The organism is Actinocrispum wychmicini (assembly GCF_004345645.1).
GTDB classification, from domain to species: Bacteria; Actinomycetota; Actinomycetes; order Mycobacteriales; family Pseudonocardiaceae; genus Kibdelosporangium; species Kibdelosporangium wychmicini.
The window spans coordinates 537789-553889 of the sequence record NZ_SLWS01000004.1; the positions used below are offsets into that span (position 1 = coordinate 537789).

15 protein-coding genes are annotated in these 16101 nt (G+C 69.7%); 9 read left to right on the top strand and 6 right to left on the bottom strand.

What is annotated here, in order from left to right; genetic code table 11:
* The first annotated feature begins 12 nt into the window (after nt 1-12).
* From EV192_RS20505 to EV192_RS20520, 4 genes are all read left to right on the top strand, one after another.
* Nucleotides 13-786 carry an enoyl-CoA hydratase-related protein gene (locus EV192_RS20505; protein ID WP_132117662.1) on the top strand — a complete coding sequence of 258 codons (774 nt, stop codon included), beginning with the start codon at nt 13-15 and terminating at the stop codon, nt 784-786.
* Nucleotides 783-2519 (top strand): MOSC domain-containing protein, encoded by a 1737-nt coding sequence (locus tag EV192_RS20510; protein ID WP_132117664.1) that lies wholly within the window; start codon nt 783-785, stop codon nt 2517-2519. Before EV192_RS20505 ends, EV192_RS20510 begins: the two co-directional genes overlap by 4 nt.
* Nucleotides 2520-2604: 85 nt before the next feature.
* Nucleotides 2605-3270, top strand: a complete 666-nt coding sequence (locus EV192_RS20515; protein WP_132117666.1) for a pyridoxamine 5'-phosphate oxidase family protein — start codon at nt 2605-2607, stop codon at nt 3268-3270.
* A 29-nt stretch (nt 3271-3299) separates the two neighbouring features.
* Nucleotides 3300-4526 (top strand): PucR family transcriptional regulator, encoded by a 1227-nt coding sequence (locus EV192_RS20520; RefSeq protein ID WP_165960513.1) that lies wholly within the window; start codon nt 3300-3302, stop codon nt 4524-4526.
* Nucleotides 4527-4529: 3 nt separating this feature from the next.
* Here EV192_RS20520 and EV192_RS20525 read toward each other — a convergent pair whose 3' ends face one another.
* Together EV192_RS20525 and EV192_RS20530 are read right to left on the bottom strand one after the other, a co-directional pair.
* Nucleotides 4530-5381, bottom strand: a complete 852-nt coding sequence (locus EV192_RS20525) for a proline racemase family protein (RefSeq protein WP_165960514.1) — start codon at nt 5379-5381, stop codon at nt 4530-4532.
* Nucleotides 5378-6568 (bottom strand): lipid-transfer protein, encoded by a 1191-nt coding sequence (locus tag EV192_RS20530; protein ID WP_132117672.1) that lies wholly within the window; start codon nt 6566-6568, stop codon nt 5378-5380. Before EV192_RS20530 ends, EV192_RS20525 begins: the two co-directional genes overlap by 4 nt.
* Before the next feature lie 265 nt (nt 6569-6833).
* Between EV192_RS20530 and EV192_RS20535 the strand changes: the two genes are divergently transcribed.
* The 5 genes from EV192_RS20535 to EV192_RS20555 are packed head-to-tail and all read left to right on the top strand — an operon-like array spanning nt 6834 to nt 11582.
* Nucleotides 6834-7748, top strand: coding sequence for an ATP-binding cassette domain-containing protein (locus tag EV192_RS20535; protein WP_207926151.1), 915 nt, complete (start codon nt 6834-6836; stop codon nt 7746-7748).
* Nucleotides 7745-8533 carry an ABC transporter permease gene (locus EV192_RS20540; RefSeq protein WP_132117676.1) on the top strand — a complete coding sequence of 263 codons (789 nt, stop codon included), beginning with the start codon at nt 7745-7747 and terminating at the stop codon, nt 8531-8533. Before EV192_RS20535 ends, EV192_RS20540 begins: the two co-directional genes overlap by 4 nt.
* 48 nt (nt 8534-8581) lie before the next feature.
* Nucleotides 8582-9271, top strand: a complete 690-nt coding sequence (locus tag EV192_RS20545; protein ID WP_207926152.1) for a response regulator transcription factor — start codon at nt 8582-8584, stop codon at nt 9269-9271.
* Nucleotides 9268-10746 (top strand): HAMP domain-containing sensor histidine kinase, encoded by a 1479-nt coding sequence (locus tag EV192_RS20550; RefSeq protein WP_132117680.1) that lies wholly within the window; start codon nt 9268-9270, stop codon nt 10744-10746. The genes EV192_RS20545 and EV192_RS20550 overlap by 4 nt, the downstream gene beginning before the upstream one ends.
* 59 nt (nt 10747-10805) lie before the next feature.
* Entirely contained in the window at nt 10806-11582 is a 777-nt protein-coding gene (locus tag EV192_RS20555) for a homocysteine S-methyltransferase family protein (RefSeq protein WP_165960515.1), read from the top strand.
* Here EV192_RS20555 and EV192_RS20560 read toward each other — a convergent pair.
* Genes EV192_RS20560 through EV192_RS20575 form a run of 4 tightly spaced genes read right to left on the bottom strand, consistent with a single transcriptional unit; the run spans nt 11557 to nt 16013 of the window.
* A complete protein-coding gene (locus EV192_RS20560) occupies nt 11557-13194 on the bottom strand; it encodes an ABC transporter substrate-binding protein (RefSeq protein ID WP_132117684.1) in 1638 nt (545 codons plus the stop codon). The two genes, EV192_RS20555 and EV192_RS20560, sit on opposite strands and share 26 nt — an antisense overlap.
* A 13-nt stretch (nt 13195-13207) precedes the next feature.
* Nucleotides 13208-14482, bottom strand: a complete 1275-nt coding sequence (locus EV192_RS20565; protein WP_132117686.1) for an ABC1 kinase family protein — start codon at nt 14480-14482, stop codon at nt 13208-13210.
* An 8-nt stretch (nt 14483-14490) separates the two neighbouring features.
* Complete coding sequence (locus EV192_RS20570; protein ID WP_207926153.1) at nt 14491-15123, bottom strand: NHL repeat-containing protein; 633 nt, start codon at nt 15121-15123, stop codon at nt 14491-14493.
* Nucleotides 15120-16013 (bottom strand): class I SAM-dependent methyltransferase, encoded by an 894-nt coding sequence (locus EV192_RS20575; protein WP_132117690.1) that lies wholly within the window; start codon nt 16011-16013, stop codon nt 15120-15122. Before EV192_RS20575 ends, EV192_RS20570 begins: the two co-directional genes overlap by 4 nt.
* Nucleotides 16014-16101: the final 88 nt, after the last annotated feature.

Below are 16101 nucleotides of genomic sequence, written 5' to 3' on the forward strand. Positions count from 1 at the left end.
GTCGAGGATCGAATGTCCTACCAGTACCTGGCCGTGGAGGAACACGGCGCGACCACCGTCGTGACGATGAACAAGCCACCCGTCAACGCGGTGAACCTGGCGATGTACGAGGAGATCCGCGACCTCTTCGGCCGGTTCGACGAAGTGCTGTCCGGGGTGAAGGCGGTCGTGCTCACCAGCGCCCTCAAGCACTTCTGCGCCGGGAACGAGGTCGAGGAGTTCTTCACCCTGTCCGAGGCCAACGCGGCGGGACGGATGCGGCTGGTCCGGGACGCCTTCGCGGCGATCTACGACTGCCCGGTTCCGGTGGTCGGCGCGGTCCGTGGGGCGGCGCTGGGTACCGGTCTGGCGATCGCGGCGAGCTGCGATGTGGTCGTGGCCGGGGAAAGTGCTCGGTTCGGGACGCCCGAGGTGAGCGTCGGCGTGATGGGCGGAGCCGCCCACCTCGGCCGCCTGGTTCCGCAACCGGTCGTGCGGGCGATGTACTTCACGGCCGAACCGTGGCCCGCCGCCGACCTCGTCCGGTTCGGGTCCGTGCTGCGGGTCGTCCCGGACGACGAAGTGCTGGACACGGCGCTCGGCCTGACCGAGAAGATGACGCGGCACAGCCTGGCCGCGCTGCGCCACGCCAAGGAGTCGTTGAACACCGTCGAGTTCATGGACCTGAAGGCCGGCTACGAGTTCGAGCAACGGATGACTGGGCGGCTCGCCGCCGAGCCCGACGCCAAGGAAGCCGTCGCCGCGCTCCGCGAGAAGCGGGCGCCGGTCTATCGAGACCACCGATGACCGCTGGCGTCGTCGACTCGTTGTGGGTGTACCCGGTCAAGGGCGCCGTGGGCGTGCCGGTCGGCGAGGTCGACGTCCTGCCTAGCACCGGCGCGCTGCACGACCGTTCACTGGCGATCGCGCGCGGCGACCAGTCCGTGCCGCCCCGGACGACGTGGCGGCCGCGATCGGCCTTCAAGCAGGTGGCCCGCGATCCGGACATGACACAGGTGACGGTGACGATGCTCAGACCCGACGTGGTCGAGCTACGCCACCGCGCTCACCCGGACGGGGTGCGTTCGGACCAGCCTGATGAAGACCAGGAAGCCGTTCTGCGCCAGTGGTTCGGGGAGCCTGGGCTGCGTCTCGTCCACGCCGACACGACGGGCCTGTGGGACTGTGTGGACGCCGAACTGTCGCTGCTCAATCTGGCCTCGGTGCGTGCGCTCGAAGGAATGGCCGGCCGTGCGCTCGACCCCCGGCGATTCCGCGCCAACGTCCACCTGGACGGCCTGTCCGCGTTCGCCGAACTGTCCTGGGTGGGGCGGCGGATCCGGCTCGGCGACTGCGAAGTCGAGGTGATCCGACCCATCCAGCGTTGCCGTGCGACGTCCGCGAACCCGAGTACGGGGGAGCGGGACGTCGAGCTCCCTTCCCTGCTCGCCCGCGCCGTCGGCCACCCGAACATGGGTGTCTACGCGCGCCTGGTCGAGCCCGCGCGGCTTCGCGTCGGCGCTACAGTCGCCGTGGGTGGCGTTGACGGGCTGCGGGATGAGGCGACGCACACCTGGCCGCGGGAGGCCGAGGTCCTTGAGACGGTTCGCGAGGACGCCCGGACGGTCAGCCTGTGGCTCCGCGACCCCTACCTGCTCCCGGTGACGGCCGGCCAGCACGTCCGGGTGCACCTGCCCACCGCGGACGGCGGGCTGACCTGGCGCGCCTACAGCGTCTCCGGCCGGCGGGACGACCGGCTGCGGATCACGGTACGGCTGCGCGGGTTGGTCTCGAAGCGCCTCGCGTCGCTGGCCAGCGGCGACCGCTTGCTCGTCTCGGGTCCGTACGGAGCCCCTGCGTTCTCCCGAGAGCAGCTGCCGTTGTACTTGGTCAGTGCCGGCATCGGGATCACCCCCGTGGCCGCGGTGGTGCAGCAGCTGGTGGCGGCCGCCGACAGCCGCCCGGTCTCCGTGCTGCACGTCGACGCCAGCAAGGAAAGCGCGGCGCTGTGGCCCGAGGTTGCCGAGCACACCCGGCGATCCGGCGGGACGGCCACGCTCTTCGAGACAAGGACGGCCGCACGACGTCCCACCGCGCGCGACATCGTCGACATCCTGCCCGGCAACGCACAGGCACTCGTGTGCGGCTCGACCGACTTCGTCGACATGGTGTCCCGGGCCCTCCAAGGAGCTGGGGTCGACGCGGGCCGGATCCATGCCGACCCGTTCCTCTCGCCCGCGACCGACCCACCTGTCCGACGACCCGCGCCGACTCCAGGCCCACACCCGGTGACGTACCTGCCCGAAGGCACGACGGCAACCTGGACGGACGCCGATGGCACACTCCTTGAACTGGCCGAGCACCACGGGATACCAGTGCCCTTCTCCTGCCGCGCCGGCGCTTGCGGCACCTGCGCGCTCGACCTGGTGCGGGGCGACGTCTCGTATCTCGTCGATCCGGCGCTGCCGCCGGGTTCGCGAGTGCTGGCCTGCTCCGCGGTGCCCACCGGGCCGGTCACGCTCAAGCGGGTGTCGCCTTGACTTGCGTCGCGTGTCGAGGCGGCGCACCGAAGTTTTCGACGCTCGTCGTTTCAGCCGCGGCCCGCGGTCCGGGAGCATCCACACCATGAAACCCACTCCGGCCAGTGAGCGGGTCCGGATCCGGCGACGTCCCGCGCGCGGATCGTACGACCTGGACCTGGTTCGCTCGATCTTCGACGACGCGCTGCTCTGCCATGTGGCCTTAGTGGACGCCGGTGATCCGGTCGTCCTGCCGACCTTGCACGTCCGGATCGGGGACGAGCTGCTGATCCATGGCGCCCGGCAGAACAGGATGATGACCAGGGTCGCGGCCGGGGCACCGGTGTGCGTCGAGGCCACAGTGGTCGACTCGCTCGTCCTGGGACGCAGCGTTCTGCAGAACTCGGTCAACTATCGATCCGCCGTCGTGATGGGCGAGGGGCGAGCTGTCGAGGATCCGGACGAGGTGCTGCCGCGGATGCACGCGCTCATCGACAAGTGGACTCCGGGCCGGCTCCCGTTCCTTCGTCCGCTCACCGACGCCGAGCTGCGATCCGTGCTGCTCGTTTCGGTCCCGATCACCGAGGTGTCGGCGAAGGTACGCACCGGGGACGCCCACGATGTGGACGCCGACCGATCCCGGCCGGTCTGGGCGGGTCAGCTTCCGCTCCGGGTGGTCGCCGGTGCCCCGGTGCCGGACGACCACGTGCCGACCGGGATGCCCGTTCCCGACCACCTGGTGGGATGGGGTGAGGGCCGATCCGGGGTGTGAGAACGGCTCGGGTGGATACCATGGTGACCATGGTGTCCGAGCTGCAGCGTCTGGCTGACGCGCTCGGCCACAGCCTGAAGCGCAACGTGTCCGTCGACGACCCGACGATGCACCAGATCGCGTTCTCGTCCCATGTGTACGAACCGATCGACCTGCTCCGGCAACGGTCGATCCTGCGGAAGGACCTGCCTCCCGAGGTGGTTGCGTGGCTCCGCGCCGCCGGTGCTTTCAACGCCCAAGGGCCGTTGCGGCCGCCGCTCAACGAGGCCATCGGCGCGACCGAGCAGCGCTTGTGCCTCCCCATTCGGCACCACGGGCTGCTGGTCGGCTTCCTGTGGGTGATGGAGGGGACGGACGCTGTCTCCGACGACGAACTCGCCACGGTACTCAGCGCGGTCGACAGTCTCGCGGTGGTCATGCGGCGCGAGCAGTTGGCCGGTGAGGTCCGCCGCGCCCAGGTGCGGGAGCTGGCGACCGAGCTGATCTTCGCCGCGGACGCGTCCGCGCGGCGGGCGGCGGCCGAGAAGGTGTTGGAGGCCGAGCTTTTCGTGCCGAACGAGCCGCTGTTCGTCCTCGTCGTCTCCCTGCACGCGGATCGCAGAGCGATGTCCGATGAGGAGCGCGGTACGTTGGACGGCCTGCTCGACCGCGTCAGTCGCAGGCTCAGTGACCGGCGGCAGCTGGCGCTGTCCCGGCGCGACCACGGAATCCTGGTGCTCTCCGGCCGGGATCCGCTGATCGGTGGCCGCGCCCGGGATCTGCTCTATCAGGACCTGCTCGCCGACCTGGTCCGCGACCTGCCGGGGACGAGCCCGTTGGTTGGGATCGGCGACGTCGTTGACGACCTCGCGGACGCCAACCGTTCCCATCGTGACGCCGAGCGGGCGGTGCGGGTCGCTCGTCTCGTCGACGGCGTGGGGTCGATCGTGCGAGCCGACCAGCTCGGCGTTTACGGTGTGCTCGCCCGCATCCCGGCGGAGGACCTGGACGCGTCGACCGTGCCGCCGGGGCTCCTTGACCTCCTGGGCTTGGGCGCCAAGGGCAAGCAGCTGATTGACACGCTTGAGGCCTATCTCGACAACGCCGGCGACGGGCCGGCGACCGCCGAGCAGTTGTTCGTCCACCGGACCACCCTCTACTACCGACTCCAGCGGATCGAGGAGCTGACCGGCGCCCGGCTGTCGAACGGCGAGGATCGACTGGCGTTCCATCTCGGCCTCAAGATCGCGACCCTCCTCGGGCTGCGAGCGCCCTGACGCCTACCCGGTCACGGCCGGCCGGCCGGAGATCTGGATCGCCCGTGAGCCGCCCGGATCGTCCACAGAGGACGCCGTGAACACGTTGTCGAACGGGCTCACGTGGACGAGGCGGCTGCCCGGAACCACGTCGCCGTCCTCGACCGCCAGGATGTAGCGAGCACACGTGCCAGTGCCGCACGGTCCCAGGTTCAGGATCGCGTCGCCCCAGATCACCGCGCTCGTCGTGCGTGCGGACTTCACCGGTGTGGTGAGCAGGAGCATGTTCGGGCGCGCTGGGCCCGCGCTGAGGGCTTTGAGGAGAGCTGAGCCACGCTCGGTGAGAGTGTGCGCCGCCGCGGCGGAGATCTCGACCGCCAGCTCGGCGGCGGACACCGCGGCGAAGACGTTGCCGCCAACCGACACGGTACGGACCCGGAGTCGCTTGCCTTCGTAGTCGACTTCGGCGACGTCGACCCGAGAGGTCCCCGGAGGCATGGTGAGGACGACGCGGGCGTCCTTTGCGGACCGAGCGGTGATCAAGCCCGCGCCTGTCTCCAGCCGCACCTCAGGTCGGGACTCGAGAACGAGCATCGCGGCGAACATGCTCGCCTCACCGCAGCCACCGAGCGGTCCGTCGGCGGCCACGAAGACCAGCCCGTGATCCGCGTCGCTGTCGACGGGCGTGACCAGGACGGCGACGATCGCGCCGGGATCCCCGGCATGCACGTCGAAATAGTCACGTCGGATCTCTTCCAGGGTGTCCGCCATCAGGGCGGGCACCTCGCGCATCTGCGACGCGGCATGGGTCACGGCCGTGGCGTCGTAGCAAGCGACCGGCTGACCTTCGGTGTCGCCAAACGCCAGCGGGGTCACAGCGTCCCGCTCCGGTATGCGGTCACGACGACGGCGCCGCCGAGTCCGATGTTGTGCTGGAGGGCGACGGTCGCGCCCGCCACTTGACGGGCGTCGGCCTCGCCGCGCAGTTGCCACGTGAGCTCGGCGCACTGGGCGAGGCCGGTGGCGCCGAGCGGGTGGCCCTTGGAGATCAGGCCGCCGGACGGGTTCACCACCCAGCGGCCGCCGTAGGTGGTGTCGTCGCTGTCGACCAGCTTGTGCCCCTCGCCCTCGTCGGCCAGGCCAAGCGCCTCGTAGGTGAACAGCTCGTTCGGGGCGAAGCAGTCGTGCAGCTCGATCACGTCGACGTCGGCCGGGGTGAGCCCGGACTGGGCGTAGACCTGCTCCGCAGCCTTCCGGCTCATGTCCGTGCCGACCAGGTTGACCGCGCTGTCGAAGGTGGAGCGCATGTCGGTGACCATGGCCTGGCCGACGATCTCGATCGCGCGGTCACCGAGGTCGTTCCGCTCGACGAACCGCTCGCTGGCGAGCACCGCGGCGCCGGAGCCGTCGGACGTCGGCGAGCACATCAGCCTGGTCAGGCCCGCGTCGGCGTAGACCATCTTGGCGTGCTTGACGTCTTCGACCGAGTAGACGTCCTGGAACTGGGCGTACGGGTTGTTCGCCGAGTGCCGGTGGTTCTTCGCGGCGATCTTAGCGAAGTGCTCCGGCGTGGAGCCGTACTTCTCGTTGTGCTCCAACCCGGCGACACCGTACATCCACGGGGCCGGCGGGGAGGCGAACTCACGGATCTCGGCCAGCGCCTGGACGTGCTTCTTCAGGGGCCACTCACGGTCCTCGTACGTCACGCTCAGCGAACCGGGCTGCATCTTCTCGAAGCCCAGTGCGAGCGTGCAGTCGGCCAGGCCGCCGCGGATCGCGTTCGCCGCCAGGTAGAGCGCGGTCGACCCGGTGGCGCAGTTGTTGTTCACGTTCGTGATCGGGATCCCGGTCATGCCGAGCTCGTAGACCGCGCGCTGGCCGGACGTGGACTCGCCGAACATGAACCCGACGTGGGCCTGCTCGACCGCCTCGAACGCGATCCCGGCGTCGGCCAGCGCCTTGGTGCCGGACTCCCGGGCCATCGCCGGGTAGTCCCAGCCCACCCGGCGGCCGGGTTTCTCGAACTTCGTCATGCCGACGCCGATGACGTAGACCTTGCTCATGGTGGACAGACTGTCTTCCTGCCCCACGCACCGGCTACCGACAGCCGATGAACGTCACGGTCGTCGATTGCGACACCTGGTCGGGTGGGCTGGGAGTTTTCTGGGGACTCCCTGAACGTGGTGGCGCATTCCCTCAGGCCGACGGCGGGATCGGCGGTGCGAGGCGGCGGACATGGAGCCGGCATTCAGGAAACGCCCAGTAATCGGTTACCTGGCTGGGACACCGTGTCAGCATGCGTTCGCGACAGGGCAAGGAGGCCGTCAGGTGATCGAAGTGCGGGGGCTGAGAAAGAACTACGGTGCCAAGGTCGCCGTGGACGATTTGAGTTTCACGGTGCGGTCCGGCCAGGTGACCGGGTTCCTCGGCCCCAACGGGGCAGGCAAGACGACCACGATGCGGATGATCCTGGGGCTCGACACCCCGTCAGCCGGGATCGCCACCGTGCGGGGAAAGCGGTACGTCGACCTGCCCCGGCCGATGCGGACGCTCGGCGCGCTGATCGACGCCAAGGCGGTGCACCCGAGCCGGACCGCCTACAACCACCTGCTCTGCCTGGCCCAGAGCAACGGTCTGCCGAAGCGCCGGGTGGCCGAGGTGCTGGGCATCGTCGGCCTCGACGAGGTGGCGGGCAAGCGCGCGGGGAAGTTCTCGCTCGGGATGAGCCAGCGGCTCGGCATCGCGGGCACACTGCTCGGCGACCCGGAGGTCCTGATGTTCGACGAGCCCGTCAACGGCCTCGACCCGGAAGGCATCCGCTGGATCCGGCAGTTGATGCGCCGACTCGCCGGCGAAGGTCGCACGGTCCTGGTTTCCAGCCACCTCATGAGTGAGATGGCCCTGACCGCGGATCACCTGATCGTGATCGGCCGGGGCAAGCTGGTCGCGGACAGCAGCCTGCGGGACTTCGTTGAGGAGAGCTCCGAACGGACGGTCCTGGTCCGTACCCCGTTCGTGGACGAGTTCGCCCGCCTGCTCCTGGCGAACGGCGCGGACGTCCGCACCGACCAAGCCGGTGTTCTCATCGTGTCCGGGATGGACAGCATCGAGGTGGGGAAGCTGGCCGCGGCCGATGGTGTCGTGCTGGCGGAACTCACCCCGCAACGCACCTCGCTGGAGGAAGCGTTCATGGAGTTGACGCGCGACAGCGTCGAGTACAACGTGGATGAAGGAGTGGCATGAACACCTGGCACAGGGCGACCGACTTGCTGCTTTCCGAATGGACCAAGCTCCGCACCCTGCGGTCGACCTCGTACACCCTGCTGGTGACGATCGCGCTCGGCGTCGGACTCGGGCTGCTGTTCAGTGCGGCCGGAGCGGCCAGGTACAAGACGGCCGGCCCGGCTGAGCAGGCCGCCTTCGATCCGACGTCCACCAGCATGAAGAGTTACATCCTGGCTCAACTGGCGGTCGGGGTACTGGGCGTGCTCGTGGTCACCTCGGAGTGGGCGACCGGCATGATCCGGACCAGCGTGACCTCGGTACCCCGCCGGGGCAGGCTGCTCGCGGCGAAAGCACTCGTGTTCGCGGTGGTGGCGCTGGCCGTCGGCCAGATCGTCGGGTTCGCGGCCTTCTTCGTCGGACAGGCCGTCCTGGCGGCCCAGAACGTCCCGCACGTCACGCTCGGTGAGCCGAATGTGCTGCGCGCGGTCTTCGGCTGCGGGCTCTACCTCGCCGTCATCGGCTTGCTCGGCGTCGCGCTCGGCACCATTCTTCGCGCCACCGCCGGCGCGCTCGTGGTGCTGGTGGCCGTCACGCTGCTCCTTCCAACGCTTGCCACCGCGCTGCCGGACACGTGGGAGAACGCGTTCCAGAAGTGGTGGCCGACGAACGCGGGCAGTCAGATCATGGCCGTGCAACGTTCGCCGGACGTGTTCGGTCCGTGGGCGGGCTACGGGGTGCTGGGCGGTTTCGTCGCGATGGTCGTCGCGATCGCGTTCCTGTTGTTCCGCTCGCGCGACGTGTGATCGGATGATCGGGTGACGCCGGGAGACCAAACCGTACACTCGCTGCTGGTGGTTGAGGACGAACCCACCCTCCGGGAGCTGCTCGCCGCGAGCCTGCGTTTCGCCGGTTTCCACGTACGTACCGCGGCGACCGGGGAGGAGGCGCTTGTCATCGCGATGCGGGACCGGCCGCACCTCGTGGTACTGGACGTGATGCTGCCCGACATGGACGGCTTCGAGGTGCTCCGGCGGCTTCGGGAGCAGTCGAGCGGTTCGGCGGACGGCCGGTCCGGCACCACCCCGGTGCTCTTCCTCACCGCCCGCGACGACCCGACGGACAAGCTGAACGGCCTGTCGATGGGCGGCGACGACTATGTCACCAAACCGTTCCAGCTCGACGAACTGATCGCCAGAATCCGGGTGATCATCCGCCGGGCACAGGGCCAGCCCAGCGACAACACGCTGACCGTCGCCGATCTCGAGATCGACGTGAACGCCCATCTGGTCACCCGCGCGGGCGAGGCGATCGAGCTGTCGCCCACCGAGTTCAAGCTGCTGCGTTACCTGATGGCGCACGCCGACCAGACGTTGGACAAGGCGAAGATCCTCAACGACGTCTGGCAGTACGACTTCGGCGGCGACCCGAGCATCGTCGAGTCCTACGTCAGTTACCTGCGGCGAAAGGTGGATCAGGTCGAGCCCAAGCTCATCCACACCGTCCGCGGAATCGGATACGTGCTGCGGCGGCCGCGGACATGACCGGCGGGCTGCCGAGTCGCCTGATCGGCAAGCTGTCCCTGCGCGCCCGGCTGCTGCTCCTTACCGTTGGCTTGTTCGCCATCGGATTGCTCGTCAGCAATGCCGTCGTCGTCGCGTCCCTCCGCACCCCGCTCGTCGACCGCGTCGACAATCAACTGCGCACCACCGGAAACCTGGTGACCAAGGTGCCGCCGAGTTTCCTCGAAAGCGTTCACCAGGGCGCGCTTACCATCGACCTGGTCAGCGACCTCTATGTCGCCTACCTCTCGCCCACCGGTCACCTCGACGACGTCATGCGGGCGGGCGCGCACGCCGACGCTCCCGGCCCGGACCTGCCGGCGCTGGACTCAGCCGCCGTCGCACTCCGGGCGGGCAAGCCGTTCGAGACCTCGTCCGCCGACGGCACCGGATGGCGGGTGCTCACCCTGCCCCGGTCGGCGAACGACGGGACCAGCGTCGTCGTTGCCGCCTTGCTCACCGAGGTGAACTCGACGGTCGACAGGGTCCAAGCGAGCGGCCTGGCCATCCGGCTGCTCGTGCTCGGGTTGCTGGCGGTGCTCGGGTTTTTCGCTGTGACGGCGGGACTTCGGCCGCTGCGGCGAATCGAGGAGACGTCCGCGGCGATCGCCGGCGGAAACCTGGCCAGCCGGATACCCGACACCGCCGCGCCGAACACCGAGATCGGCAGGCTCAGCACCGCGTTGAACGGGATGCTCGCCCGGATCGAAGCCGCGATCGCGGCGCAGGCCGCGTCGGAGGCGAAAGTGCGCAGGTTCGTGTCCGACGCCAGCCACGAGCTGCGGACGCCATTGTCCGGGATCAAAGGCTTCGCCGAGCTTTACCGGATGGGGGCGCTGCCGGAACGCGCGGACGTCGACCGCACGATGGACCGGATCGAACGCGAATCCGGCCGGCTTTCCCGGCTTGTCGACGATCTGCTGCTGCTCGCGCAGCTCGACGAAGCCGCCGGGCCGACCGGCCTCGGTCTGCGGCTGGCGCCGATGGACCTTCGCTCACTGGCCGTCGACGCGCTGCACGACCTACGGGCGCTCGACCCCTCGCGCCACGTCGAGCTGACCGGGCCCGGAAGCGAGCCGATGAGCGCCGCGCCGACCATCGGTGACGAGGAGCGGCTGCGTCAGGTGGTGTCCAACCTCATCGGCAACGCGGTCGCCCACACTCCCGTGGGCAGCCCGGTGCGGATCGGCGTCGGCGTGGTGGCCGGTCACGCGATCCTCGAGGTCGCGGACGCCGGTCCCGGCCTTACCGGCGAACAGGCGAAACGGGTCTTCGAACGCTTCTACCGCACGGACGCTTCGCGTAGTCGTGGTGCCGGTGGCGGGGCCGGCCTTGGTCTCGCGATCGCAGAGTCTCTCGCCTCCGCGCACGGAGGCAGCATCCACGTGTCGGGGACTCCGGGCGGCGGCGCGACGTTCAGCCTGGCACTGCCGATCCACACCGACTTGGGGACCTGAGGCCGAATGTCACTTAACAAACATATGGTAATCTCGTCAGGCTGCCGGGGAGGTGTCGCGTGCTGCTGGACGGGAGTGTGGCCACGGAGTTGCGGTCGGTGGGCCACGCGGTGGACGCGCCGTGGTGGACCAACCGGGCGCTGATGGCCGGGCGTGGGCGGGCGGTGGTGCGGTCGATCCACCAGGCACACCTCGACGCGGGGGCGGATGTGCTCACCGCGGCGACGTACCGGTGTTCGCGGGAGGAACTGCTGGGGTTGGGGTTGGCTCCCGGCTCTGGCACGGCGTGGATGGTGCACGCCGCGGTGGGGGTGGCGCGGGCGGCGGCAGGAGCGCGACCCGGGGTGATGGTCGCCGGGGCGGTCGGGCCGCTGGGACACCAGGACCGGGAGCGGCTGCGTGCCGAGCACGGCTGGCTGGTCACCGAACTGGCTCGGTGTGGGGTGGACGTGGTGCACGCCGAGTCCATGTCGTCGGTCACGGAGGCCGCCGTCGTGGTGGACCTCGCGACCAACGCGGGCCTGCCGGCGTGGGTGAGCCTGCGTTGCCCGGAGACCGACGAGTCCGTTGTGGACGCTGTGTGTGCGGTGCGGGAATGCGGTGCTGACCTCGTCTCGGTGAGCTGTGCGACGGTCGAACGGATCGACGCCGTGCTCCAGGCGGTCCGCGAACGGTACGACGGCCCGTTGGGAGCGCGCCCGGATGCCGCTGACGACTTGGCACGTGCCTGTGTCCGATGGCGTACCGACTACTGCCTCGAACTGGTGGGTGGCTGTTGCGGCACGACAGCCGGGCATCTGCGGGCGATGGTCACGGCGCCAGCCACAGGTTCGTGAGGTCGCCGTTGAGCACCGGATAGGGCTCCCAGCCGCGGACCCTGGGCGAGTGGAACCAGTACTGGTGTGCGAACAGCACGGGGATCACAGCCATGTCGCGCAGGACCTCCGCCTCCACTGCGCGATAGGCGGTGTGGGCCGTTTCCCGGTCTGTGGCGGCACGGCCCGCGGCGAGCAGCCGGTCCACCATTTCGCTGGCGTAGAAACCCAGGTTCCAGCCGCCTTGGGCGCTCTGGAAAAGCGGTTGTAGGTAGGTGCGGGCGTTTTCGCCGTACCAGTCGGGTTCCCAGCCGGTGAACGCCAGGTCCCAGTCACCGCGCGCGGCGGGTTCCGTGGACGCGAAGTAGGTGCTGAACAGCTCGGTGATCGGGACGGGTACGGGCATCAGCCGGATGCCCGCGCGGGACAGCGCGGCACCGATCGCACGCACCGACTCGGGGTGGATGTCCCGGTCCCGGTGCACCATCCGCAGGGTCAGCCCGTCCGGATAGCCCGCGTCGGCCAGCAGGCGCCGCGCCAGATCCGGGTCTCCCGCCGGCCGGCCGTCGGGCACAGGGGAGTGCGGCATGTACGCCGAGCACAGCGGCGGCAGGATCCGCCAGGTCAGGTCGTTGAGCCGGGCGCCGCCCCACACCTCGGACACCGCGGCGCGATCAAGTCCCGCGGACACCGCCTGGCGGACACCGAGCTTGCCAGTGGCCCGATTCTCGTTGGGGCTGAGCATGTTCACCACCAGGTACGGGCTCAGCAACCCGGCCGGATGGATCTCCAGACGGGGATCGGCCAACAGTCGGGGCAGTTCGGCGGTGATCGGCTGGATGTCCCAAAGCATGTCCGCGTCGCCACGGTCGACGAGGTCAAAAGCGTCTCTTTCGGACAGTCCTATGCGGACTGACACGCCGTCGATGTTGGCGGCGCGGACGTCGTCGGTCGCCGGATCCCACGCCGGGTTGCGGCCCAGCAGGATCTCCTTGCCGGGCAGGTGGTTCTCCACCCGGTACGGCCCGTTGGACCTGAGCCGCCCGGTGACGTCCCGGCTGCCCGGCACGAGCCCGGCGTACTCCACAGGGGCTGGGCTGGCGCTCGGCAGGGCCAGGATGTTGAGGAAGTCCACCGCGGGCCCGGTTGTGCGCAGCGCGATGGTGCGCTCGTCGAGCACCTGGATGCCCTCCACCGTACCGGTCTCGATCATCTCCGCGACGTCCTTGGCCTGGTCCAGCTCGTCCCGGAACCGGGCAAGGCCACGGATGGTGCTCGTGAAGTAGGTCAGCGCCGGCCCTGGCGCCGACGGGTGCGCCAGCCGCTTCAGGCCCCTGGCCAGGTCGGCCGCCGTGACCTGGCGGAACGTGTCCCACCGGACGCCTTCCTTGATGGTGAACACGTACTCCTGGCCGCTCCGGTCGAGCCTGCCGTTCGCGTACGTCGGCACCTCGGTGGCCATGTCCGCCACCACGTCGCCCGCGGTGCGCTGATCCCGGCCGGCCCGGTAGGTGACGAGTTGGCGGGTGCACGCGCGCAGGATCCCCCGGGTGACGGTGTGCACGGCCACCGACGGGTCGAGGTTGTCGACGTCGCCGGCGCCGACCATGGTGAGTATCCCGCCACGCCGCATCAGCGGTCTCCTCTCAACCGGAACGCCGTACGCCGAACAGTCCTTTGTTCAGCACGGGTTTGGCCGTCTCCTGGAAGTCGATCCCGGGGTCGAGGTCCCGGATCGTGCCCTCGATCACCAGCAGCGACAGCAACGGGAAGATCAGTTCCGGCGCGGCGTGCACGCCGAAGCGGCGCTGCAGGTCGAACATCTCGGTCGCGAACGCCATCAGGCTGAAGTCCTTGGCGGGCAGGCCGTGGTTGCGCACCACGAGCGCGGCCATCCGCGGCAGGAAACCGGCCAGGTCGGCGTCCGGCCGCAACCCCGACGAACTCTCCACCACGATCCGTGCGCACCTTTCGCCGCGGCCGACCGCCATGTTCAGGAAGAACTCCGCGAACAGCCGCCGCAGCCGGTCGGTCAGCTGGACACTGAACCCCGCGTCGAGCACCACCACCTCGCCGCCCCTGGTGAAGTACAGGTTGCCCGGATGCAGGTCACAGTGCACGAATCCGCTCACGAACAGCATCTGGTAGATCGCCGCCAGCCCGGACCGCGCGAACTGCCGCCGGAGTGCGACCGGGCATCGTTGTGCGGTACGCACGTCGAGATCCGGGACGAACTCCATGGCCACGCACAGCGGACGGCACAGCTCCGGGTAGACCTCCGGCACCCACACCCGTCGGATGACACCCAGCTCGCTCCGCAACCGGACGAGGTTCGCCGCCTCCCGGGGGAAGTCGAGCTGCGCGAGGACCGCGTCGCAGATCGCGCCGACCACCTCGGTGACCGGCACCCCACGCAGCATCGGCAGCCGCGCGGCCAGCCGGGCGCCACGCAGCATGATCCGCAGGTCGGTCTCCAGCACCGGGCGGATCTCCGGCCGCTGGACCTTCAGCGCCACCAGCCGTCCCAGTTGATCGGTGGCCCGGTACACGCAGGCGACGCTGCCGCCCGCCACCGGCCGGTAATCGATTTCCGGGAACAAGGCGTCCAGGCCAGGGCCGTAGACCGCGCCGAGCATCGCCCGGCTGCGCTCCGGGTCGAGCGGCGTCACCGAGTCCTGCAACACCTCCAGTTCCGTGCACAGCGCGGGCGGCAGCACGTCGCGCCGCGTCCCCAGCACCTGTCCCGCTTTGACGAACGCGGGGCCGAGCGCCATCAGCCACCGGCCGACCCGCCGGTAGACATGCGCCCTCGCCGCCTGCCGGCCGCGAACCAGCGCCGTCACCGCACCCGTGACCACGACGGGCAGCAGCATCACCACGGTCACTCCGATGATCCGCAAGGCGCGGCCGGTGTCTCGCATCTCGGACCTCACTGGAAACCGGGCAGTTCCACGGCACGCAACTGCAGCGTGGCGTCGTCGCAGTACCAGATCAGGCTGCCGTCCCAGGTCAGCCCGGTCGGGTTGCCCCACACCCGGACGGCGACGAGTTCCCGCCGCTCACGCGGGTCGACCAGGGTGATCATCGCGCCGCGGGGATCGGAGTAGACGACGAAGCCGTCGGACACGGTGACACCGGCGACCGGGCGACGGATCGGCACGAAGTCCAGCAGCTCTAGATTGTGGGGGTCGCGCAGTTCGAGCACGCGCAGGTCGCTGTAGCCGAGCCACAGGCCGTCCCGGCACGCCTCGATCCCGGCGAGGACGTGCCCGGGGTGCGGGTTGGCGAAGCCGCCCACCTGCCGTCCGTCCTGCGGGTCGAGCAGCACCAGGTCGCGTCCGTCGCCGACCACTTGGAGCAGGTGCCCGTCAAGTGTGGTCAGATCGGCCCGGATCGCCGGGCAGGCGACCTCGTCGGCGAGTTCGCCGGTGCGCGAGTCGATCGCGCGGATCAGCCCGCTGAACGCCTCCGAGAACCACAGGAACTCCCCGGTCCACGTCAGCCCGCACAGGTCCAGCGCGCGTACCGGCAGGTCGCGGACGATTCCGGCCAGGATGGTCACGAGCGGCCCTCCCGTCGGCTGATCCCGCATTCCAGGCGCCAGTCAGTGGCCACGCGCACGTTGTCCGGCACGACCACCCGCACCCGCAGCGCGTCACCCTCGACGACGGGGGTGTGGCGCAGCGGCCAGATCCAGACTCCCCAGTTGCATCCCGGGTAGGACGGGAAGTTCGCCAGCGTGACGCCCGGTGCCAGGGTCGCGGTGAACGAACCCATCACCGCGTGCAGAGTGCCCGCCCGGCACACGCGCAGCCGTTTCGAGGAGTCCGTGACACCGCGCGCCGACGACCCGAGCACACTGTCCCCAATGGACACCGGCTTGCTGAGGAGCCTCGGCATCCGTTGGAAGAAATGCAGATGGGCGACTGGCTCAACGTGGTCCTGCACGACGTCCAGCCGGTAGCCCAACGAGTCCCCGCTCCACACTCCCCAGCCCTCGTCCGCGAACTCGATCGCGGTCAGCGTCGTGGTCAGCCGGCTCGGCATGATTCGCCCACCGGGGCTCAGCGCCCGCCGGGCGACCTCGGCGAGGATCTCCGGCATCTGCTCCTCCGGCCCGATGTTCCCCATCAGTTCGGCCACGATCACGTCCGCTTTTCGCGGCAGGGCGACTGTTCGCGCGTCTCCCTCGATCACCGTGATCTTCCCGCTCAGGCCGTTGTCGTCGGCGATCCGTGCGGCCATCGCGGCGGTGACCGGGTCACCCTCCACGGCGTAGACGTGCGCGGCGCCGTGCCGGAGCGCCATCACACTCAGCACCAGCAGCCCGGCACCCACATCGAGCACGACGTCACCTGGCCGCACCGCGTGCGCGAGCGCTTGGTCGTAGGCGTGCAGCCGGGTGCGGTCGGCGAGCATCGCCTGGTGCGTCACGAGTGTCCGACTGTCCACAATCGACTCCGGGTACTCCTCTAGCGTTCCGGCGCGGGACACTGGCCTCTTCCGGGCCCGCGGTGGCGGACCCGGAAGAGGCGGCCGG